The following is a 22,142-nucleotide window of genomic DNA, read 5'->3' on the forward strand; positions in this document are numbered from 1 at the left end:
CTTGTTAAGTTTCGTTTTCAATTTTTGAGATCATTTTCTCGATGTGCTCAATAACTATCCATGGGTCAGATTCGTCAAAAAGGTGCGACGCATACATCATAGTAACTACCTCCGCATTGCGAGTGATAGCCCTTAGTTTTTCTTGAGACCGATCCCATGATTTAGTGTATGTATCTACATCTTTATAGCTCATTTTCGTCTGCCGAATACTGACGTGAGGAATGCCTCTAGACATGACAGTGATAGGTAAGTCACTGGGAATTGAATAAATTGATGTATGTGATGAAGCCTCTTCGAAATCCTCGAAAGAGTGATGATTACGCTCCCAATCCATAATCCACTCCATGGTTTTCCAGCCTTCCCGTGACATTGATGACTTCATGTCCTGATACCAGCTTTCGTGTGCCGCATCTACAAACACGATACCTTTAACAACTTCAGGTTTTTGGTTGGTAAAAGCTCTTGCCACTAGGCCTCCGAACGAATGGGGAACAAGCACTACTTTGTTCCATTCTAACTTCTCAGTAAGAGTTGTTAGCTCATCGGCTAGCTCAGACATAGTTCTAACTTTTGGATCGCTATAAGTGCTCATGCCATATCCGGCGCGATCGTACATACACACCTTATAGTTAGCAGGATCAATATTTCTAAATGTATTTTTATATGTTGATTGCACGTTCAGACCCATACCTGCGACGAGCAGTATCGTCAATTCCCCGGTACCTTTACATACATAGCCTATATTCTTTCCGTTAACTTCGACGGATAAGTGTTCTCGCTCTTGAGCCGATGTCATCAAAGGAAGTAACGCTATATGTAGTGCTAATAGATATTTGAACATTAATCAAAACCTCATAGAAACTTAACGCTTTGCTAATGGGCAGCCGAAGCAACGCGTAGGCTGTCCCGTGCAGGCCGCGTCTTTTGCGACCGAAACGAAATTGAGCAACTTGTTATGTTTAGCCATAGAATGCCTCTACGACTCGTTTTTGCGCCAGTTGAAACCACAGGGCTAAAAAATAGGTGAAAACTCCAAACATGGCGAGAAAGCCGATTACAGCTGCGCCTTTAGCCCCAATTGGTGTTCCTTTGTCGATTAGCTCGGCAACTTCAAAGAATACTGGGATTAATTTTGTGCCGAAGTATAGGGAACCTAAACCACATACCATAGCTATTACAATGGCCACGTATGGATTCAGATTTTTAAAAAATCCTTCTTTCTCTTTCATAAGTACTCCTTACCATTTTGAAACATAACGCTCTAATAACCGGCAGCCGAAGCGTAGCGTAGACTGTCCGGCGCGCGCCCTTCGTGCGTGAAGTTCATTAGCTTGTTAAGCATAAATTACTCCGAATATGGATTGTGAACTACTAATACAGGTGGAGATTCGCCCTCTTCGAAGTGCCCATGCTTCCAGGAGCAGCCTTTTTTATTGGTACTTTCTGCACAATGCACCAAAAAAGTAGCCAAAGATCTTAGACACTCTGGATTTGCCGAAATTGTTACCTCAGCCAATTCCAGTAGTTCATCACCTGAGGACTTAGAATATCCGTATATTTTCATTTTTGATGCTTAGCGCTGAGTGAATGGGCCGTGTTGCTGCGAAGCAGCGCTTTTAGCAGTCCAGCCTGAAGGGCGATCATAGCACGCTTTATTAAGCATTTATTACACCGTAACCGAGAATATTGCAACATACACTAGAAGTAACTGCCCTAGCCATGCAGGCCATTTTGAAAAGTGAAGAAGCATAATACCAGCGGCTGTTAATGACGACCCGAAGACAATGCCATATAAAGCGTACAGTCCCTCGGCTATCCCACATCCTTCTGTAAATAAAAAGCAAGTATAACTATGGATATGCGCCAACACAGATACAAGAATTAGAGTGCATCCTGCCATAATTTCAAATTTGGAAATAATTAATTTTATATTTGCCATAGCTTTATTGCTTAACGCCAAGGTAATGGGCCGACTGGAGCGCAGCGTAAGGAGGTCCAGCCGCAGGCGATCATTGACCGCCTTGTTATGTGTTTAATCTCCAATGTATGCAATGTTACTTACCTTGCCTGTAGAACTAAATGTTACAATAAGTTGGCAATCATCAAAGGCGTTTACGTGGTATATAAAAAGCCTTTCGGGCTCAAATTTAACCTGTAGCTCGCCAGTGTCTTTATGCTCCTGTTGGTACTGCTCAAACTTTTCCATCACCGAAACATATTGGTCGCCGATGTTTATACCATCCTTAAGTTGTGCCAACGAAAAGAGGTGGTAATTGTATATGTAAGGCCAGGAAATAATCGACACTATCGATAGTGGTATGGCTATTAATCCGGCTAATATATTCTTCATTCGTGCTTACACATAACATTTATATAGTAATCATTCTGATCACTATTATCCTGATTGCTATCTCGGAATCAATCTAGTTAGAGAGAGATCAATTTCCGTGTGAAATCAGAAGATTATAAGAATTTGGGCTAATCGTACCAAATGGAAAAACGATCATCATGACTACTATCAAACAATATCAGAAAGCTCTTAACTTGTTGAATTATATACTATTTCAGCGTTATTTCTCGCTAGTAAGAAAATAACGGTCATGATGATCGAAAATATGACGAGCTAGCGCTTGCTAATTTTATTTGGACCTCGTGTAAGATAGGTTGAAACGGCAAAAAATATACAGAAAGTGGGCTATAAACAGAGTGGAATCCTAGGAACAGTTGCTCTGAATAACTGACGATTGAGTAGTAGAAGTCTAGTGGGGAAAATTGGCTCTATTTTTGTTTGAAGTAGTAATTTATGTGGTGGTTATCTGCTTAACAGATCAAAGTATTAAGGCGGCTAAGGAGAGGTTCTGGCTCTCCTTAGCCGAGTTAAGGACGTGGAGCAGCTAAAGGGCAGGGCTGTGTGCAGTATTGTTGCTTGGCACTGATCATTGAGAGATGGTTAAGCGGCTAGCTTCTATAGTGGCGATGTGAGTACATTATTGAGCTTAGGTGAAAGCTATTTTTGAGTGTTAGTGATTTTGCTGTACGCAGGATGAGGATCTCGATAGATCTTGCTGGCTTTGAATGCCTGTCAATTCAATCAGGCATGGGATTTGAAATACTGTACACAAAGCCGCTGCTTCAGCTCTTCCCGCTATTGGGTTTACGAGCTATAGACTCACTAAGTAGTACAAAATCAAACTTGTGATCAGTAGCTATTATCTATTACCGCTTGTTCTTTTTAATACGCAGATAGACCTCCTCACGGTGCACAGATATTGACTTTGGGGCGTCTATGCCGATGCTTATCTGGTTTCCCTTAACTTCCAATACTGTGATTGAGATCTTTGCCCCAATTCTGAGGTTTTCACCAACTCGGCGGTTTAAAATTAACATATTTCGTTCCTGCTGAATTTCAAAATAGAAGATGGCCTTCCGTAGTGGGAAGATTCAAGAAGTAATGTGTGGGATTTGAAAGAGGTGGGGCGCGAGAACGATAGGCATAGAAGAAGAAAAGGCGGGCGCAACGCTCCCAGAGCTTGAGGACACGCTCCAAGCTGCTGGATCTACTCCACTTTATTGAAGACGAGCGGGTATCTAGCGTATGATGCATATAGCCATTTTGATAGTGTAGATATCAATGTGGTTAGCTGGCCCCTGGTGTTGGTAGCACCTAGGGTCAGCGCCTTTTACTTATTCTTATATTGCTCTAGCGTTCTCCTTTAAGTAGATGAGTCTTTTTCAGACTTCTTAGGTCTCTCTTGTAGCTTATTTGGACCTCATAGAGACTCATTCAAGTAAACTTTATATGCCGATACATATCCATCGATTTTACGTAGCTTTGATATTAAAACAAACTTAATAAAATCCAATAAGATCATTTTTGTGCCTATATTTTGTAAATTTGCACTTCGAACTCATTGAATCACTGGTAGTGAACCTCAGGTTGAAAAATCTACTTTTAAACTTTAGGTTCGAGGTTTGTATGGCTTGCTAGCCGAATTAGGTGGTTCCGAGTTAGGGTGTTAGTAGGTTTGGATGTCTTAATTTTGCGGGATGACTCTACCTGTTAATATGGAGTTCCCTTCTAATTCGGCTGGGCTTTCTCTTTTGTGGGATACTTTCTTAGTTTATTTAACTGGCAAGGTCGCTAATAAATATAATTATCCACAATCCACCAAAAATAGAAATTACTTTTCGATCCTGTGCTTTTGGCTAGCTCTTTCATTTCACTAAGGCTATGTCTATCGAAGTAGCTCTGATCCAAAATTACCCCTAGGGGATTGGTTAGGGTGTTCAAGTTTTCTCGTGGATCATCTTCGAGCAACAATAGTTCAGCATTAAAGCCTGTGGAAACGGAGCCCACCTTATCGCTAATACCCAGTGCTTTTGCTGGGTGATGGGTTGCTGCTCGCAATACATCATTAACAGGGATCCCCACCTCCACTAATCGTTGCATTTCTTGAATAGTGCCCAAGCCATTGGGCGTATAGAAGGTTCCGCCGTCAGACGCTATCATTATCTCAACACCGGCTTGGTTTAGCTGCTTGGCCATATCCCCGAAAATGTTGGATTTACCCTGCCAATCCTGTTGCGCTTTAGCGCTATGTATCCCATTAACCTTCTGCTCACCCATTGCTTTTATCGCGGGATGATTGAGCTCGAGATCATCAGCTATGCTGTGCCAGTAATCTGGTCCAAGCTGCGCGATCTGTGCTACGTTGTCATATACGATTAAAGTAGGGCTAACTGGTACGTTGCTATCTAGTAGTTGCTGCACAATTTCATCGAAGCTCTCCTGCTGATAGTCGTAGTTCAAATGTGCCTGAAAGATCATTTCCACATGCTCTAATGACTGCGGTTTAGCCGATAAGTATTCATTGAGAGTAATACCAAAAGGCGGGTGGCCAGCTAAAGGCATGCCGAGCTTCTTCGCTTCATCAGCTATAGCGAAGAAAACCTCACGGAATAAACCGTCATAAACTTTAACTTGCTGGTACCCCTGTTGATATTGCTGGCGAACCAGCTGGCGAGCCTCTTCTTTACTACCAATAAACTTGTGGTGTCGGCCACTGGCATAGTGGGAATGTTGATTTACAGGTGCACCGGATAACACCATATGAGGGCCGGCTATATCCCCAGTATCGATCCATTTTTTGAGAATACGCTGAGGGGAATTGCCAGCCATAACTCTTGTGCGAGTGACTCCGTGCGCTAACATAGCTAATAGATCGGATCGACCCCATACATGGCTGTGCATATCGATTAAGCCTGGCATCGCATATTTACCCAGGCCATTAATCCTCAGCTCGCCTTCAATCTCAGGTATTACATCTCTAGTTATTTGGGCAATTCTTCCACCTTGAATGACGAGGTTTTGGTTACTTGCGGCTGTATTATGCTGGGTGTCGATGACTGTGATATCGGTAACTACAATACGAGCATTCTTTTCAGCTAACCCGTAGGAAGAGGGAGGGATGTACCATGCATATCCCCAAGATCCGAGCGCAGCAACGCTAATGAAAACTAAAATAGCTACCGCTGCTTTCCATGAGCGAGAAAAATAGGAAGATAACTTCATTATGACCTCTTGCGAATCAAAGAGGCCAAAATGCCAAAATTATCAGCTTCTAGCGTCCGAAATCCAGATTTTGCACGTCCAAAGTAACCATTATTGGGGTTTTGCTACTAAATACTGACTAGGAGTCATCCCAAGGTGGCGTTTAAATAGGCTGTTGAAGCTGGATTTAGAGTTAAAGCCCGCTTCAAGTGCAATATCGAGGAGACGAACTTTCTTGTCCGAATCACTCTCTTTTACTGAATCAAGTTGCGAAACTACATCGGCCAAACGCTGAGCATTAACATAGTCATTAAAGTTACCGCCATAGCCCTGATTAATGGCCCAGGAAATATCTTTCTCTCCAAGCCCTGTATGTTGTGCCAAGTCCCGGAGGGATAGCCTTGGTAGGCGATAGAGCTGTTGACTATGAACTTGTTTGTTAAGCTCCTTGAAAAGCGCATCCGCCTGAGTCGTTTCGTCAGCTTTGCACTTCCCCTTATCACAATCCTCTATTACGGATATGCCCAGGGCTTGTTCACCATCCGTTAAACCCGCAAATAGCTGCGGTTCCCTAACCGCGCGAATTACAAGCAAAGAAACAATCAAAAAATAGCTCAGCTGCATAACAAGGTACCATCTGAGCAAAAGAGGAATGGGTAAGTAAGGTTGCAAGTTATGCCGCACTGCATCCACCAGTGCAACGCCAACCAGAACCCATAGGATACGCTTAACCCAATCAGCTCTCAATTTGTTAGCATCGGAGCGGTTTTGGGGCAAGATATGTTGATATCGAATAAGCGCTTTTATACTTAATGAGAAATAAACAATCTGACTTAAAGTACCGGCCGCTAAAACCCACTGCGGCCAGTGATTAAATAATAAGCTGATTGCTGCTGGTACTAAGTGTACCCAGTGTTTACGCCGTTGTTGATAATTGGTGGATATTAATTGTGCAACCACAGCAAAAAATAATGGGCCCATCAATAATGAGAACGAAGGCGTGATTAAATAGCCAAGATTAACTACTTTCGTTTCTTCTACAAAATTAAATGTCATCAATAATGCAGTGGCGCCTAACAAGTATCGCATTGCTGTAAAACGGTTTTGCGCCCAAAGTAATGCAATACCTAGAATCGATAGGGTGATAAAGGCTATCTGTAAAAAATTAGATGCGGAGTAATTTACCATATTTGCTCAAATAATAAGCTATAAGCCGATAAGCAGAATTTCTTAAGTGGGAACATCGTTCGAAACTTCCTGTATTTGATCATACTGGGTGATTACTTATGGAGCCTCTTAACAAATCTGTTGGCCCTGAAGGGTGGGGGTTGAATGCCACAGCTGCTGCGTTTCAACCAGGTCATTTTCGGTGAACTGTGCCTAACGTATGCAGCCTTCAAGATCCGCAGGGGTATTATGGAGTTATTCAGAGTCTCTCTAAGTGTAACTTCCCAAAGTATGGGGGGGGAAGCTGAGATCGATTACTCGAAGTACGCGAGTATACTTCTGCTTGTTGCGAGTCTTATTCAACACGACAAAAATATTCTCTAAACTCCCATTTTGTTACTGGCAATGAGTAGCAGTTATTTTCGTATTTTAAAATCCGTGTCTCATCAGAAGTGGAGAGTTCGTCGTAATATGTGATACGAATCGTATCGGCACTCAATACTTCAATCGTATGTGGTGAAAATGTCAATGCCTCAGGCTTTTCCCCTATGATGTAAGTTGCAAACGAATCTGCTCGAACTACATTCACGAGACGCCCAAAGAAATTGGAGCGGAAGAGCATTTGGGTTTTCTCGGGTATGTCCTCCACGTTGTTCATGCTGGCTAAAGTCTTTTTTTCATTTGATTGCCAAGTTCCCACATAGAAGAGGTTTTCATCTGCTATGACAAATGGTGTAAAAAGAAGTAATGCCAAAGTTAAATAAAGTTTCATGTTCTTACTTTTAACATTTGTGCCGCGGTAAATATGATCTTTATTATCCTGATTGTTATCTTGGAATCAATTGGACTAAAAACCGGAAGACCTATTGCAGCAGTAGAGTGCGGTAGCGATCCGGTCCGATCGTACCAGGTTCAGGCGCTATAAATATAAAGATGTACAGTAAAAAAGAGGCTTCAGGGATGCTGAATGAATCGCGTGTTAGGTCGGCTGGAACCTAATGATCCAGGATTTTAAAAAAATAATCGAAGTTATAGAAGATCTATTTCAGTCGTTAACTATTTAAGCTGCAGCAACTGCGAAAGTGTTGAAACAGGCAGGTAACGCAAAGATATTTTGGGGTAGGGGAGTGGTAAATTGAGGGCACAGGGAGAATGGCTGCGGGCAATCCCGCAGCCATTGGGACTTATTTCCAGTTCAGGATAACCTTACCGGATTCACCAGATCCCATGGTATCGAAGCCTTGTTGGAAGTCATCGATCGAAAACTGGTGAGTAATAATTGGGGTTAAATCCAGGCCGGATTGAATCAGGCTGGCCATTTTGTACCAGGTCTCAAACATCTCACGGCCGTAAATACCTTTGATCATCAGGCCTTTAAAAATAACCTGCCCCCAGTCGATCGCCATTTCACCTGCGGGGATACCGAGCATGGCAATTTTGCCCCCGTGGTTCATTGCGGCGATCATATCGCGGAAGGCGACGGGTACGCCGGACATCTCCAGGCCAACATCAAAGCCTTCGCTCATTCCCAGCTCGTTCATCACATCGCTGAGGTTTTCCTTGGCAACGTTTACGGCGCGGGTAGCGCCCATCTTGCGTGCCAGGTCCAGGCGGTATTCATTGATATCGGTGATAACTACATGGCGTGCGCCAACATGTTTGGCGACTGCTGCGGCCATAATACCGATAGGGCCGGCGCCGGTAATTAGTACATCTTCGCCCACCAGGTCGAAAGACAGGGCCGTGTGTACCGCATTACCGAGGGGATCAAAAATAGAGGCGAGATCGTCAGAAATGTTATCCGGGATCTTGAAGGCATTGAGCGCGGGGATTACCAGATACTCGGCAAAAGCTCCGGGGCGGTCTACACCGACACCGTAAGTGTTACGGCACAAGTGGCGGCGGCCGGCGCGACAGTTGCGGCAGTGGCCGCAGGTAATATGGCCTTCACCGGAAACACGGTCGCCCACCTGGAAACCTGCAACTTCCTGCCCCATACCGACGACTTCACCCACATATTCGTGGCCTACCACCATAGGGACAGGAATAGTTTTTTGCGACCATTCATCCCAGTTGTAGATATGCATGTCGGTACCGCAAATTGCGGTTTTGTGAATCTTGATCAGCAGGTCGTTGTGGCCCGGTGTGGGGATTTCCACATCGGTAAGCCAGATTCCCACTTCAGATTTCAGCTTGGATAGTGCTTTCATTGTTTTTAAAACTACAAATGGCAGGGCGCGGTGCCGCTCCGGTGAATTCCTTGTGAGAATTACCGTATCAGCACCGCTGTTTGGTTTAGATAATATTCAGTTCGCGGCCAACTTCAATGAAGGCATCGATACACTGGTCGAGCTGCTCGCGAGTGTGGGCGGCGGACATCTGGGTGCGGATGCGGGCTTGGCCCTTGGGCACTACCGGATAGAAGAAGCCCACTACGTAGATGCCGCGCTCCAGCATCTTGTCAGCCATTTTCTGCGCCAGGGCAGCATCGCCAATCATCACCGGGATGATCGGGTGGTCGGCACCAGCCAGGGTAAAGCCTGCTTCAGACATGCGCTTGCGGAAGTAAGCGGAGTTGTCGCGGAGTTGTTCACGCAGCTCGCCGCCTTCAGTCAGCATATCCAACACCTTCAGGGAGGCGGTGACGATCGCTGGGGCTACGGAGTTGGAGAACAGATAGGGGCGCGAACGCTGGCGCAGCATGTCGATAATTTCCTTGCGGCCAGAAGTAAAGCCGCCGGAAGCGCCGCCCAGGGCCTTGCCCAGGGTGCCGGTAATAATATCGACGCGGTCAATCACATCGCAGTATTCATGGGTGCCGCGGCCGTGGTCTCCGAGGAAGCCCACTGCGTGGGAGTCGTCCACCATTACCAGGGCATTGTACTGGTCGGCCAAATCGCACACGGCTTTGAGGTTGGCGATAACTCCGTCCATAGAGAAAACGCCGTCAGTGGCGATCAGTTTGGTCTTGGCGCCAGCGGCGTCTGCGGCCTGTAGCTGCTTCTCCAGTTCCGCCATATCGTTGTTGGCGTAGCGGTAGCGCTTGGCTTTACACAGGCGCACGCCGTCGATGATGGAGGCGTGGTTGAGGGAGTCGGAGATGATGGCATCTTCCGGGCCCAGCAGTGTTTCAAACAGGCCGCCATTGGCGTCGAAGCAGGAGGTGTAAAGAATGGTGTCTTCGGTTTGCAGGAACTCAGAAAGGCGCGATTCCAGCGCTTTGTGAATGTCCTGGGTGCCGCATATAAAGCGCACCGATGCCATGCCGAAGCCGTATTGTTCGAGCCCCTGTTTGGCCGCTTCAATCAAGTCCGGGTGGTTGGCCAGGCCCAGGTAGTTGTTCGCACAAAAATTCAGTACCTGGGTGTCGTTGTTCACCTGGATCTCAGCGGCCTGCTGGGAGGTAATAATCCGCTCGCGTTTGTACAGGCCGTCTGCATCGATCTGTTTGAGTTCGCTGCGCAGGTGCTCAAAGAATTGTTCTGGCTTTGACATGGTATTGTTTTTAGCTCCTGTCGGGTGCTCTTGGCACAGGGTAACGGGCGCGAGCTCGCGGCGCCTGTTGGTTCTACTTTATCCCGCCAGTTCGCAGGCCTCATGGGCCGAAATAGGGTGCTCACTGGCGCGGCAACTGGTGGCAAATTTTAATGCCTCTTCGGCAGTGTCGAACAGTAGTTGCCACAACAACTGACGATCACCTCTTCTCACCGCGCGTACTGCCGTGTGGCTTCTTTGGCTGGCAATTTGAATTTCGATAATGTCTTTACTGGAAAACGGTGATTCGGACATGGTCCCTCCAATGGTAAAACTATGGAGGACTGACGTGGAAGCGGCGAAGTGATGTTCGCTAATCCGGTTGGTTTGCTCTGGTAGAGCCCCATCCTCCCCGCAGGCCTTGTGTGCCGCAGAGAGAGAACCACCTTGCCCCGGTCGGCAGGTTGGCGTTGGCGTCAGCCACTCTCGTGATGTGCGAGCAAAGATAACGGGGAGGGGATTAGCAGTCAACAGTACCGCCCCCATTAGAGGGCGGTGCAGAAGTTTATGCGGGAAGCTGTACGGATTTCAGTTCGATAAACTCACCGAGACCGGCCTCACCAAACTCGCGTCCGTTGCCGGAGCGCTTGTAACCGCCGAAGGGGGCGTCGTAGTTAAACTCACCGCCGTTGACAAAGCACAGGCCCGCTTCAATGCGACGAACAATAGGCATGGCGCTTTCGGCGTCTTTAGCCCATACGCCACTGGACAGACCGTATTCGGTGTCATTGGCAATGGCGACGGCTTCATCCATATCCTTGTAGGGGATCAGGCAGGTCACCGGGCCAAAGATTTCTTCCCGGGCAATGGCCATATCGTTGTGAACGTCGGCAAATACCGTGGGTTTCACATAGAAGCCTTTATCCAGTTCGGTGGGTAGATCGAGGCCGCCAGTCACAAGGCGGGCACCTTCTTCGATCCCTTTCTTGATGTAGCCGCGCACGATTTCCAGCTGGCGAGCGGAGGATAGGGGACCCATAAAGGCATTGGCATCAGTGCCCATGGCCACTTCTTCAGCCACCTGCTTGGCAACTTCCACCGCCTCTTCATAGTGCTCAGCGGGAACCAGCATACGGGTGAGTGCGGTGCAGGTTTGGCCACTGTTAATAAATACATCTTCGCAGCCCCAGCGAACCGCTGCTTTAAGATCCGCATCCGGGGTGATAATCAGAGGCGATTTGCCACCCAGCTCCTGGGTTACCCTTTTAACTGTGGGCGCTGCAGCCTTGGCAACTTCAACACCTGCACGGGTGGAGCCGGTAAAGGACACCATATCGATTCCCGGGTGCGATGACAGCTCTGCGCCGACGACCGAGCCTGCACCGGGGATCAGGTTAAATACGCCCGCAGGAACACCGGCTGCTTCGATAATCTCCGCCATGACGAAATCCTGTAGCGGAGTGGTTTCCGAAGGCTTGGTAATCATGGTGCAGCCCGCTGCGAGAGCCGGGGCCACTTTGCCGACAAATTGGTGCAGAGGGTAATTCCAAGGGGTAATAAAGCCACACACGCCAATCGGCTCCCGGATTAATACCGAGTGGGCTGCCTTTTCGGTTTCTTCCATGATTGAAGTGCGACCGGCGTAGTAACGCATGGCGTAGATAGGGCCATCCACATGCAACCAACGGGTGATATGGGCGGGGCAACCCAGGGTTTGTGAGATCGCCTGGATCAAGTCTTCCTTGCGCTCCTCCATACCGTCAGCAATGGCATTTAGCAGGGCTGAGCGCTGATCTGCGCTGGTATGGCGCCACTTGCGAAAGGCGCTGCGGGCAGCGGCAACGGCAATATCCACATCCTCAGCAGAGCCTTCCACCACCTGGCAAATCATTTCTTCAGTGGCGGGGTTGATCACAGGATGGGAACTGGTGCCGAGGGGCTCGCGCCACTCACCATTGATAAACAGTTTGTCGGTATGCAGCTTGCTGAAATCTGTCATGTCACGCTTCCGTTTGCTTCGCGCCAGTTCAAGGGGCGGTGATTTCGATAATTGTTGGTGTTTTGCGTTGCAGGGCTTCTGCGACTGCCGTAGCTAATTGCTTTGGTTTGTCGATGCGACAACCTTCAGCGCCAAAAGATTTTGCCAGTGCGACAAAATCCGGAGTGCGAAGGTTAACACCTTCTTGAGGTACTTCTGCGGCATCCATAAAGTCGCGAATCTCTCCATACCCGCTGTTATTCCAAACCAGTATTGGCAGGGGCAGTTGCTGTTCTACTGCAACGGCCAGCTCACCGAGAGTAAACATCAGGCCGCCATCGCCGATCAAGGCAACTACATCCCGCTCGCTGGATAACTTGGCCCCGATCGAGGCGGGCAGGGCAAAGCCCAGCGTGCCGTAACCGGTAGTGCAGGTTATATGGCTGCGAGGATGGTACAGCGGCAAGGCGTGGTTAGTGTTATAGGCCAGTTGTGTGGAGTCGGTAACCAGAATTCCCTCATCGGGCAGGGCTTCGCGCAGAGCTTCAACCCAAGGGAAGCGCTCCTCAGAACCTTCCCACCACTCTTTGCGGCAGTTACCGATTAATTGTGAAACTTCTTTTTCTGCGCGCAGTTTTGAGCTCTCTTCGCACTGAACCAAGGCTTCGCTTAATTGCTGAAGGCTTTCTGCTGCATCCGCGCAGATGGCCAGGTCCGGCTGGGCATTGCATACCAGTTGAGCCGGATCAATGTCGATGCGGATCAGTTTGCCGGAGAAAGCGTAATCCTCTTTCACCAGATTGCGATCGGTTTCCGAAAGCTCTGTGCCAACGGCCAAGACCACATCGGCAGCTTCCACTCGCTCACGCACGCAATCAAAACTGAGATTGGCTCCGCCACACAGAGGATGTCTTTCATCGACAACGCCTTTGGCGGCCAGAGACAGGAAGACTGGAGCTGCAATTTTTTCTGATACCTGTGTTGCCGCCTCTCCAGCAGATTGCGCGCCACCGCCCAGCAGAATCACTGGGCGTTCGGCAGCTTGCAGCCACTGGGTAGCAGTTGCGATAGCTGTCGCGTTGGCTGCCGGTACCATGGCATTGGGTGCCGCGCGGTAATCGTCCAGCTTGCCGGACATAGGAGCCGGGAATAAATCGATAGGGATTTCGATATGGACAGGGCCGGGGCGGCTGGACTGCAATAGCTGGAATGCCCTTGCCATCACTTCCGGTAATTGTTCTGCCTGGGTCAGGGTGTGCTGCCAGATACAGAAGCCTCGACTGGCATCGCTTTGGCGGGGTAGCTCATGCAGGCGCCCACGGCCCATGCCAAGGTCTTCCCGGCGATTGACGGCGGAAATAACCAGCATAGGAATTGAGTCTGAGTAAGCTTGCGCCATCGCAGTGGCTGCGTTGGTCAGCCCCGGCCCAGTGATCAGGAAACAGACACCGGGCTTGCCGCTGGCGCGGGCATAACCGTCTGCCATAAAGGCGGCGCCCTGCTCATGCCTTGGCGTGATATGCATCAAGTCGCTACCGGGCAGGCCGCGATACAGTTCAATGGTATGTACGCCGGGAATCCCGAAAACTTTTTCTACCTGGTATTCGCGCAGCAGGCGCATCAGCACCTGGGCGCATGTGGGCGCAGAGGACATAAGCACCATTTTCCTTATTCGTGTAAAAATGCAGTGAGCCTAGCGGCCCACCAAAAGCCGTGCAAGCACCCGCAGAGTCTGCATCTTCACAGGCAATATCGCAGGAAAATTGAGATTCACCCGGCACTGCGGCAGGAAACTTTGTACGCTTGGGTTACTTTACCTGTCAGTAGATTTTGCGGAATTTGACGAGGTGGCTGCCGCACAATAGCCTTCCGGCACTTCGCTGAATAAACTTTGAGCTAGAACAACCGAGGAAGTATCACCATGGAAATCGATCAATGGCGTCGGGAATACCAAATGGGTGGTTTAAGGCGCTCTGAATTGAAGCCGACCCCCGTGGAGCAGTTTCGCAAGTGGCTTGCAGAAGCTGTTGAAGCAGAATTAGTTGATGCCAGCGCCATGTGTCTTGCCACCACTAACGCGGACGGGCACCCCTCGCAGCGGATTGTTTTGCTGAAAGGATTCGATGAGAAGGGTTTCGTTTTCTATACCAATTTACAGAGTGACAAGGCCCGGGATATGGCCGTTAACCCTCAGGTGTCGCTGTTGTTTCCCTGGTGCCGTCTCGAGCGGCAGGTGATTGTTTATGGGAAGGTGGAACCTGTTTCCCGCGAGCAGGCAGAGGCCTATTTCCAGTCGCGCCCCCTGGATAGCCAGTTGGCCGCGTGGGCTTCGCACCAGAGCCGGCCGCTTTCGTCCAGGGAGGAACTGGAGCAGCAGTTTGATAAAGAGAAGGCTCGCTTTGCCGGTAAAACAATTCCATTGCCAGAATTTTGGGGCGGTTACTGTGTAGTGCCCAATGCTGTTGAGTTTTGGCAGGGGGGTGAAAATAGATTGCACGATCGTTTTATTTATCGCCGTGAAGAAAATGAAAGCTGGAATATAGAACGTCGCGCCCCCTAATTTTCATATTTATCTTTTCGTGGCCCAGCCCTTTGGGCCACAACTAACCGCTTAATCACGCCTCACTTTGTGAGTACCTATCCCCTGATATTGTGTTATAGCGGTGTCTTATCTGGCAATTTGTGGTCAAGGCCGCTTAGAATAATGCGCCATAAATATAGCTAAAACTAATGTCTTAAAAATTCTATAGATTCGATCGTTTTTGCAATTCGAATCCAAGGGTAGGTAGGGGAAATATGGCCATTATTGGTATCGATTTGGGAACCACTAATAGTGCTTGCGGGGTACTGACCGATGAAGGGGTAAAACTAATTCCCAATCGTTTGGGTGAAATTTTGACCCCGTCAGTTGTGGGGCTTGATGATTCTGGCACTCTGCTAGTCGGCAAAACGGCTAAAGAACGTCTTATTAATCACAGTAGTACCACTGTGGCTGCGTTTAAGCGCTTGATGGGCACTGACCACAAAGTTTCCCTGGGGAAACAGAAATTTAGTGCAACAGAACTCTCCTCGTTAATCTTACGTGCGCTCAAAGAAGATGCTGAAACTTTTCTTGGTGAAGAGGTAACCGAAGCGGTAATCAGTGTCCCAGCTTATTTTAATGATAATCAGCGCCATGCTACCAAGTTGGCAGGAGAGCTTGCGGGATTAAAAGTAGAGCGGCTAATTAACGAGCCAACTTCGGCTGCCATTGCTTACGGATTACACGACAAGCGCGAAGGAAACTTCCTTATTTTAGATCTTGGGGGTGGCACCTTCGATGTTTCCATCCTGGAATTTTTCGATGGCATTATGGAAGTTCATGCCAGTGCCGGAGACAACTTCCTCGGTGGAGAGGATTTTGTTGAGGCAATGATCGATGATGCTCTGACTGAGTTTGATATTAATAAAGAGGCTTTAAGCCCTCGCGATTTGCAAAACTTATATATGCAAATGGAGAGTGCCAAACGTCGAGTTAGCCAGCAGCCTGAGCAAAAACTTGAATTACAACTTGATGGGCGCTCCCTGCAATTCCAGGTGACCCCAGAGTGGTTTGAAAAACTCAGCACCCCCCTGTTGTTAAGAGCGAAACGGCCAATTGAGCGGGCAATGCGCGATGCAGATTTGCCCCCACAGAAAATTGATGAAGTGGTATTGGTTGGCGGTTCTACGCGCATGGCCCAGTTTCGTTCAATGGTTGGTCGAATGTTTGGCCGTCTGCCAGCCTGTCATTTGGATCCGGACACTGTCGTTGCGATGGGGGCAGCTATTCAGGCTGGCTTAAAAGAAAAGAACTCGGCACTGGATGATATTGTCCTGACTGATGTATGTCCTTATACCCTGGGAACTGGTGTTATTAATGAAGATAATCCGCAGCTCGGTGCCTACTTTATGCCTATTATCGAGCGCAATACCGTTGTACCAGTCAGCGTTGTAAGGCGGGTGTGGACTGCTCAGGATAATCAGACACAGTTGTGTGTCGATGTATACCAGGGAGAAAATCGCCTGGTGAAAAAGAACGTTTACTTAGGTGAGCTAACAGTTCCTGTGCCTAAGAAAGCAAAGGGTGAGGAAGCGGCTGATATTCGTTACACCTACGATATGAATGGGCTTCTGGAGGTGGACGTTACTGTTGTCTCCACAAGGAAAAATTTCAATAAATTAATTGAATTCACACCGGGTGCTCTTACCGAAGTACAAAAAGTTGAAGCTTTGGAGAAATTGGCAAAGTTAAAGTTCCACCCAAGGGAAGATGAAAAAAACCAGGCAATTATCGCTCGTGGCGAACGCTTATATGAGTCGAGCCTGGGTGAACAGCGGGAGTATATCGCCAGACTGCTGGCTTCGTTTGATAGTGTGCTTGAGCGACAAAACCCTACAGAAATCACCAAAGCGCGCACAGAAGTCGGTGAAATTCTGGATCGGTTGGATAGCGAGGACTGGATTTAATGAACCCTTGGGCAGTCCTCGATATTACCCCTGTCAATGATGCCAGGGCTATCAAGCGTGCCTACGCTAAAAAGTTGAAGCAAACGCGCCCTGATGAAAAACCTGAGGAGTTTCAGGTTTTGCACTCTGCGTATAAGCAGGCATTGCAACTTGCTGAACAGTTGCAGGAAGAGGAAGAAGCCGATGTAGAATTGCAGAGTAGTAATCACGGCCTCTCATCCAGCGAATTACCTTCAGAGTTACTCCCCCTAAAAGCCGAAGAACCTATCGTTTCCACCGCTAGGGTAGATCAGGCTGATGATGATACAAACGATACCTTAGCGGTAGAAAAAGCCGAAAGCCTTTCAAAGTCGGAGCCCTCGGTATCAATTGAAGAGAAAGAGGGGGAGAGGGCTGAATCAAGTGTTCAGAGCGAAGCAGTTATACCTATTTCGGAAGAGCAAGCGGTATCGAAACAGGAAAGAGACTTGCGGATTGAGGAATATCGGCGTGTCCTCAAACAGGTAGACGAAATTCTTAGCAGTGATGTCGAGCTTAACGATGAGCAAAGATGGTATTTTCTCGCAAAGAGTTCGCATATGCTGGATGAGGAGTACAACTGGAACTTGGGGCTCTCAATTTTTGATCGTTTTACCCGGTTGAATCAGTCCGGTCAAGAAAAGGAGGGGGAAAGAAAGTCCCAAAGGTTGGTTTCCGCAAACGTCCTACAGTACTGCGATAGTTTATTTGATTGGAGGGGAAACGCACCCTACTTATACCAGTCGTTGGATGAAAAACTGTGCGATAGCTTGTTCGGGACCATGGAAAATCATGAGTCTGAGATCGATCCACTACAGGGGCTTCGCGGGGGATGCGAAGTCATAAGGGTTAATGGTGAAGGGTTGGTCGAGAACTACGAGCAGTATTTTTTTGGCCACTTATTGGCCAGAGGAATAGCTGTTGTTCTGGATCTATTACTGATTTATGTTGTTATTGGCTTCCCAACTTCAATTGTTTTTATGGCCGCTCTCGATAGACCTGAAAGTGAGGCAACTCTCCAGGCAGGCGGAATTTGTATTATTGCGTACTTGTTCTTTGCTTGGATATTGGACAGTTCTAGATTCCAGGGTACTCCGGGTAAATACTTAATGGGGTATCGCGTTACTAACCGTAATTTCAAGCGCATTGGATATGGGCATGGTTTATGGCGGGTTGTTAGTTTTGTTTTATGTTTGGCGCTTGGGAAGATCGGTTGGTTTATCAACTGTTTTCTCGGGGGCAACTTGATTCATGACCGGCTTAGCAGGAGCCATGTAGTTAATATGCGTAAAACCCGAGAGGAGTATTTGCGTCGCTAGACTAATACTTAGTTCAAGAGTGGGGGTTTACCCACTCTTTTCTTATATATTTACAATTCAGTCTGATTTATAAGCGCTTTGGACTTAAGATGATAAAATATGCTGATAAAGAGGTATTTGCTAGTGGAGATGGCGTCTATATCTATCAAAAGGTAAATGCAGACTAGCTATTGGTAATTGAGTCAAAGTGAAAAAGATTTATTTTTAATATACAAAAATAAACAGTCTCAGAATGCAATTACAGAAATGTTGGAGGTAGTCGTCGCCGATGATTCCGCTATTGAAGCGTACATTAAAGGTGGCAGTATTTTTGAATATTATTTTAGTGACCATATAAGTGATGCTGTGAAGGGACAATTTAATAATGTATTCAGGACACTACTAAGCCGAGTAATTTGTTTGCATGTAATCCAGATTTCTTTATATCTCATGGAATCACCTCACCACAACAGTTTGTGGATTTTGCCAACCAGGGGCAATTAATAAATCATCTGACATTTATGGATTTTGTACATTAAGGTATATGCACTAGATGTTTATAAAGTTATCTGAAATAAAAAATGTTAGGAGAGGTTGTTCTTTGGTGGATGGAATTTTAATCTATCAATCAGAGAGTAAGGTAGTGCAATATGACTTGCAGAGTGGAAGTGTCATAAATGAGTTATCGGTTGCAGAAAATTTTAATAAGTTTATACAAAAAGATAATTTACTTGTCTGTATTTCATGCAATGGGTATGAGTTTTTTGATGGTCAATTGCTCACACTGAAATCAGTACCAGTTAAAAATGGGATTGGTGACTTTAACCTTTACGATGATAACTTCATTGTGGTGGCGACTGATTATGACTACTCTCTTTTTCAGGGGAAGGTTGGCATTCAGGATGTTTATCGAGATAAGATTCTGTGGGAGTCCAATTTTGGGGAGCTTATAAAGGTTGAAACAAATAGGGCCTTTACGGTATCGCTCAATGGCGTTAGTAGGCGTGATCTAAAGACGGGGGGGGTTAAGTGGTCTGTAGATCTGGCTAGTGATAAACATCTTCCTACTTTAATTGGGGCAAGTAGCGAAATTGTCATATTTGCCTTTAAGGCGGCTAACAAAGTAATTGCCTTTGATCTCGAAACAGGAAGTATTGAATGGAAGATAGATACTTTCTCGGGTGGGTTAAGGGTTGATGAAGATAAAGGAACCCTTCATCAAATGTTAACTAGTTACGCAGCTTTTGATTTGTTAAGTGGAAAGTTAAAGGATAATTATCAGGATAAGTCATATTTTGAATCAGTGTGCATACATTCACAAAGGGATGGTTATATCCTTGATGGTAATCATATAATTACAACAGATCGCAGGCTAGGGGCTATTGGTGCATTTGATATAGTTAGTCATAAGTTTGATTGGCTTTATAAAGAAGATGGAGTTAGTTTTCCAGGAGCTACTTCTATGATTTTTAGAGAGCCTTATTTGTTGGTTTATGATCATAGAGAATCTTTGCACATTTTCAAAAGAACGTAATTGTTGAAGTGTGGCTAGTAATTGTTAGGGATGAAACTTTGCCTGGGATTAGGTTAAATGCGATTTTTCGATGAGTTTGGGAGATCCTGGGTATGCCCAGGCTCTCCATACACTGGTAACTCTGAAGAACAGATTAGGTGATTTTATTGTTGCCGGACCATAGAGAAATCTATACTCTCTGGCCTATTCGATAGGTAGAATGATTTTTGATTGGCCAATCGTTTACAGTTAAGGCTTTGATCATTAGTCAATTGTCTAATATAGGCTATTAGTTTTGTAATATCTTAGATCGATCTGTAGTGTGCCACTACAGCTGGGAAGGGTTATTTTCTTGTGCTTACGATTTTGTGAAGCAGTCTTTTGGGGGGTTATTTCATTCTTAATCAATATTGTGTTACTAAAGGGTAAAATAAGTTTATTAGAAAGAATATTTTCTAGGTAGTACCTTAGCCTTAAAGACCTTTTCTATCCCTCGATCATAGCCTGGATTAACAACACTACCGTGATTCTCGTTATCAAATACACGTTTTCTTAGGGTAAGGCTATTGTAGTTACGGGACTTAAGTCTTTTTACTAGTTGAGAGAAGTCTTTTACTGCGCAAACTGAGTCGATTTCACTGCAAGTCTCCTCTCCACCTATAAATAAATACACACTTTTTCCTAAATCGGCATTGCGTTCTGCATAGGCCAATTCACTATCTAAAATTTGCTTATCGGCCCACCAAATACTGGGGCTTCCAATAACATATCGGTCAAAGCTATTGGTGTGGTTAAAAAGTGCATGGAGAGCCAGAAGCCCACCCAGGGAATGGCCCACTAGGGTTTCGTCTTCTTCGTTACCTTTAAAATTATTATTGATAAAGGGTTTTAGTTCCTCTTCGATAAACTCAAGAAAGTGATCGGCGCCTCCACCGAGTTCGGCACCTTTGATCACACCAGGCACGGGGGTGAAATCCATTACTCGCTGAGAAAAATTCGGGCTGTCAAAAGCGTGGGAGATACCTACCAGAATTACAGGGGGCATTTTGACATTGCCAAACTCATCGGGAACCTGTTCCTGAAGAAGGTTAGGGGCTGTCATAGGGAAATGCAGAAAGCCATCGGTCATATAAATGACTGGATAGCGATCGGTGTTTTCCGGGGTGTACGAGAGAGGCAGCATTATGTCAATAATGTACTCACGCTCTAGTAAATCAGAGTAAAAGTTGTAGGACAGTATCCCCGGGCGGGTGAAAGTTGTGGGTTCGGCACTGCCGGCCACTGCCAGCTGGCAAAAGGCACTAAGAATACCTATCACTAATAATCTAATTATTTTCATTGCTATCCCTGAGGGGCGCTGAAACTTACCTGTTATCGCCCTGCTTACTAGAGGTATCTATATGAAAGCCTAACAGATAGATAATGGGAATCGCTAGCTGGGGAGGGGGTTACTGCCGCAGGAATCACTCTGCATAGCAAGTTTTTGCCCAAGAAGTGGTCGTGATCACAGAAATAGGGACATTGTGCGTGGGAACCACGTCCACTGAAAAGAAGATGGGCGGGAAGGGGATGTCCCCTCCTTGGTTTAGGCAATGACGTTTTTAGTGTTGTATAGGTGCTGGGCCATCCGCAGAGAGCCGATTTCACCGGACCTTCCCACTAGTTTTGGTGCAACGATATACCGTTCAATATTACTTTCTGAGACTTGGGGAAAGTAACCACCGGCTAAGGCTAGGAATTTTTGTCTTATGCGATTGAATAGGTGCGCCTGTATCATCACTCCACCCCCCAGTATGATCCGCTGTGGTGAGTAGCAGCTGGTAAGGTTGACACACATAGTGGCCAGATACTCCGCCTCCAGGTCCCAGGCCGGGTGGTGTTGTTCCAGGTGTTGGCCACGCAGTCCCCAACGCTCCTCTATCGCAGGACCTGAGGCCAGTCCTTCAAGGCAGTTGTTATGAAATGGGCAGTTGCCTTTAAAAGAATCCTTTTGGCTGTCTCTAGGCATCAACATATGCCCAATTTCCGGGTGCATAGATCCATTGATCAGCTGCCCGTCGATCATAATACCGGCGCCGATACCGGTACCGATGGTGACGTAGACAAAGTTCTTAACATCTGTAGCGGCGCCGCAGAGGTGCTCTCCAAGGGCGGCGCCATTAACATCTGTATCGAAAGCAACTGGTACCGACAGGGCTTGGCTGAAGTAGCCAGCCATATTGGTATTGGACCAGCCAGCTTTAGGTGTTTGGGTGATATAGCCATAGTAGGCGGATTCTGGGTCCAGGTTTACCGGACCAAAGCTGGCTATGCCCAGCGCAGAAACAGTGCCGTGGCGCTGACTGCTTTCGTGAAAAAACTGAGCGACCTTGGATAGCGTATGTTCTGGATCGGTGGTTGGGAAGCTGGCTCGCTCACGGATGTCATTAATCCCAGCGGCTACCACACAGTTAAATTTGGTACCACCGGCTTCAATTCCGCCGAGCAAGGTATCTACCGCATTGCCTTGCATTTCCATCCTAATCCGCTCCCCGGGTTACATAAGTTATTCGTATTATCAGTTGATGGTTTCCGAAATTACACTACTGATAGTTTATAGCTGGTTATATTGTCTCTTAAAGAAAAAAACCGAGCGCCGGTGGGGGCCAGACGCTC

General features: G+C 46.9%; 18 protein-coding genes and 1 riboswitch. Of the genes, 4 read left to right on the forward strand and 14 right to left on the reverse strand.

All coding sequences use genetic code 11. From position 1 onward, the window contains the following. Positions 1–4: 4 nt before the first annotated feature. From ACJJII_RS13595 to ACJJII_RS13650, 12 genes are all read right to left on the reverse strand, one after another. Positions 5–841 carry an alpha/beta fold hydrolase gene (locus tag ACJJII_RS13595; RefSeq protein WP_444916571.1) on the reverse strand — a complete coding sequence of 279 codons (837 nt, stop codon included), beginning with the start codon at positions 839–841 and terminating at the stop codon, positions 5–7. Between the two features lie 118 nt (positions 842–959). Next, positions 960–1,229 (reverse strand): hypothetical protein, encoded by a 270-nt coding sequence (locus ACJJII_RS13600; protein WP_444912537.1) that lies wholly within the window; start codon positions 1,227–1,229, stop codon positions 960–962. Positions 1,230–1,345: 116 nt separating this feature from the next. After that, a complete protein-coding gene (locus ACJJII_RS13605) occupies positions 1,346–1,564 on the reverse strand; it encodes an Imm32 family immunity protein (protein WP_444916572.1) in 219 nt (72 codons plus the stop codon). Positions 1,565–3,216: 1,652 nt separating this feature from the next. Beyond that, positions 3,217–3,387, reverse strand: coding sequence for a carbon storage regulator CsrA (gene csrA / locus ACJJII_RS13610; protein WP_444916573.1), 171 nt, complete (start codon positions 3,385–3,387; stop codon positions 3,217–3,219). A 754-nt stretch (positions 3,388–4,141) separates the two neighbouring features. Then, positions 4,142–5,572, reverse strand: a complete 1,431-nt coding sequence (locus tag ACJJII_RS13615) for an amidohydrolase family protein (RefSeq protein ID WP_444916574.1) — start codon at positions 5,570–5,572, stop codon at positions 4,142–4,144. 90 nt (positions 5,573–5,662) lie between these two features. Further along, complete coding sequence (locus ACJJII_RS13620; RefSeq protein WP_444916575.1) at positions 5,663–6,739, reverse strand: helix-turn-helix domain-containing protein; 1,077 nt, start codon at positions 6,737–6,739, stop codon at positions 5,663–5,665. Positions 6,740–7,073: 334 nt separating this feature from the next. After that, complete coding sequence (locus tag ACJJII_RS13625; protein ID WP_444916576.1) at positions 7,074–7,490, reverse strand: hypothetical protein; 417 nt, start codon at positions 7,488–7,490, stop codon at positions 7,074–7,076. Positions 7,491–7,902: 412 nt separating this feature from the next. Next, positions 7,903–8,928, reverse strand: coding sequence for an L-threonine 3-dehydrogenase, zinc-binding type (tdh, locus tag ACJJII_RS13630; protein WP_444896565.1), 1,026 nt, complete (start codon positions 8,926–8,928; stop codon positions 7,903–7,905). Between the two features lie 85 nt (positions 8,929–9,013). After that, a complete protein-coding gene (locus ACJJII_RS13635) occupies positions 9,014–10,213 on the reverse strand; it encodes a glycine C-acetyltransferase (protein ID WP_444916577.1) in 1,200 nt (399 codons plus the stop codon). A gap of 78 nt (positions 10,214–10,291) precedes the next feature. Further along, the gene (locus tag ACJJII_RS13640; RefSeq protein ID WP_108732493.1) at positions 10,292–10,507 is read right to left on the reverse strand and encodes a hypothetical protein; all 216 of its coding nucleotides are present in this window, start codon (positions 10,505–10,507) and stop codon (positions 10,292–10,294) included. A gap of 58 nt (positions 10,508–10,565) precedes the next feature. Next, a riboswitch (SAM-I-IV-variant riboswitch) is annotated at positions 10,566–10,692 on the reverse strand. Between the two features lie 65 nt (positions 10,693–10,757). Beyond that, positions 10,758–12,191 carry an aldehyde dehydrogenase family protein gene (locus ACJJII_RS13645; protein ID WP_444915999.1) on the reverse strand — a complete coding sequence of 478 codons (1,434 nt, stop codon included), beginning with the start codon at positions 12,189–12,191 and terminating at the stop codon, positions 10,758–10,760. 28 nt (positions 12,192–12,219) lie between these two features. Further along, positions 12,220–13,824: a 5-guanidino-2-oxopentanoate decarboxylase gene (locus ACJJII_RS13650; RefSeq protein WP_444916578.1), complete on the reverse strand. Its 1,605-nt coding sequence runs from the start codon at positions 13,822–13,824 to the stop codon at positions 12,220–12,222. Between the two features lie 267 nt (positions 13,825–14,091). On the opposite strand from ACJJII_RS13650, the gene pdxH reads away from it, so the two are divergent. The 4 genes from pdxH to ACJJII_RS13670 all read left to right on the forward strand — a co-directional run bounded on the left by pdxH (position 14,092) and on the right by ACJJII_RS13670 (position 19,508). Next, positions 14,092–14,730 (forward strand): pyridoxamine 5'-phosphate oxidase, encoded by a 639-nt coding sequence (gene pdxH / locus ACJJII_RS13655; protein WP_444916579.1) that lies wholly within the window; start codon positions 14,092–14,094, stop codon positions 14,728–14,730. Between the two features lie 236 nt (positions 14,731–14,966). Next, entirely contained in the window at positions 14,967–16,658 is a 1,692-nt protein-coding gene (locus tag ACJJII_RS13660) for an Hsp70 family protein (protein WP_444916580.1), read from the forward strand. Next, positions 16,658–17,995 (forward strand): RDD family protein, encoded by a 1,338-nt coding sequence (locus ACJJII_RS13665; protein ID WP_444916582.1) that lies wholly within the window; start codon positions 16,658–16,660, stop codon positions 17,993–17,995. The genes ACJJII_RS13660 and ACJJII_RS13665 overlap by 1 nt, the downstream gene beginning before the upstream one ends. 532 nt (positions 17,996–18,527) lie before the next feature. Next, positions 18,528–19,508, forward strand: coding sequence for a BamB-related PQQ repeat family beta-propellar protein (locus ACJJII_RS13670; RefSeq protein ID WP_444916583.1), 981 nt, complete (start codon positions 18,528–18,530; stop codon positions 19,506–19,508). A gap of 418 nt (positions 19,509–19,926) precedes the next feature. Here ACJJII_RS13670 and ACJJII_RS13675 read toward each other — a convergent pair whose 3' ends face one another. Next, on the reverse strand, positions 19,927–20,826 hold the full coding sequence (locus tag ACJJII_RS13675) for an alpha/beta hydrolase (RefSeq protein ID WP_444916584.1): 900 nt from the start codon (positions 20,824–20,826) through the stop codon (positions 19,927–19,929). Positions 20,827–21,072: 246 nt separating this feature from the next. Next, positions 21,073–22,005 (reverse strand): ROK family protein, encoded by a 933-nt coding sequence (locus ACJJII_RS13680; protein ID WP_444916585.1) that lies wholly within the window; start codon positions 22,003–22,005, stop codon positions 21,073–21,075. Between the last annotated feature and the right edge of the window lie 137 nt (positions 22,006–22,142).

The organism is Microbulbifer maximicatervae (SeqCode) (assembly GCF_052467825.1).

Coding starts and splice junctions, on each gene's coding strand:
- ACJJII_RS13595 (WP_444916571.1), bottom strand. CDS start 841: ATGTTCAAATATCTATTAGCACTACATATAGCGTTACTTCCTTTGATG.
- ACJJII_RS13600 (WP_444912537.1), bottom strand. CDS start 1,229: ATGAAAGAGAAAGAAGGATTTTTTAAAAATCTGAATCCATACGTGGCC.
- ACJJII_RS13605 (WP_444916572.1), bottom strand. CDS start 1,564: ATGAAAATATACGGATATTCTAAGTCCTCAGGTGATGAACTACTGGAA.
- csrA (WP_444916573.1), bottom strand. CDS start 3,387: ATGTTAATTTTAAACCGCCGAGTTGGTGAAAACCTCAGAATTGGGGCA.
- ACJJII_RS13615 (WP_444916574.1), bottom strand. CDS start 5,572: ATGAAGTTATCTTCCTATTTTTCTCGCTCATGGAAAGCAGCGGTAGCT.
- ACJJII_RS13620 (WP_444916575.1), bottom strand. CDS start 6,739: ATGGTAAATTACTCCGCATCTAATTTTTTACAGATAGCCTTTATCACC.
- ACJJII_RS13625 (WP_444916576.1), bottom strand. CDS start 7,490: ATGAAACTTTATTTAACTTTGGCATTACTTCTTTTTACACCATTTGTC.
- tdh (WP_444896565.1), bottom strand. CDS start 8,928: ATGAAAGCACTATCCAAGCTGAAATCTGAAGTGGGAATCTGGCTTACC.
- ACJJII_RS13635 (WP_444916577.1), bottom strand. CDS start 10,213: ATGTCAAAGCCAGAACAATTCTTTGAGCACCTGCGCAGCGAACTCAAA.
- ACJJII_RS13640 (WP_108732493.1), bottom strand. CDS start 10,507: ATGTCCGAATCACCGTTTTCCAGTAAAGACATTATCGAAATTCAAATT.
- ACJJII_RS13645 (WP_444915999.1), bottom strand. CDS start 12,191: ATGACAGATTTCAGCAAGCTGCATACCGACAAACTGTTTATCAATGGT.
- ACJJII_RS13650 (WP_444916578.1), bottom strand. CDS start 13,824: ATGTCCTCTGCGCCCACATGCGCCCAGGTGCTGATGCGCCTGCTGCGC.
- pdxH (WP_444916579.1), top strand. CDS start 14,092: ATGGAAATCGATCAATGGCGTCGGGAATACCAAATGGGTGGTTTAAGG.
- ACJJII_RS13660 (WP_444916580.1), top strand. CDS start 14,967: ATGGCCATTATTGGTATCGATTTGGGAACCACTAATAGTGCTTGCGGG.
- ACJJII_RS13665 (WP_444916582.1), top strand. CDS start 16,658: ATGAACCCTTGGGCAGTCCTCGATATTACCCCTGTCAATGATGCCAGG.
- ACJJII_RS13670 (WP_444916583.1), top strand. CDS start 18,528: ATGTTTATAAAGTTATCTGAAATAAAAAATGTTAGGAGAGGTTGTTCT.
- ACJJII_RS13675 (WP_444916584.1), bottom strand. CDS start 20,826: ATGAAAATAATTAGATTATTAGTGATAGGTATTCTTAGTGCCTTTTGC.
- ACJJII_RS13680 (WP_444916585.1), bottom strand. CDS start 22,005: ATGGAAATGCAAGGCAATGCGGTAGATACCTTGCTCGGCGGAATTGAA.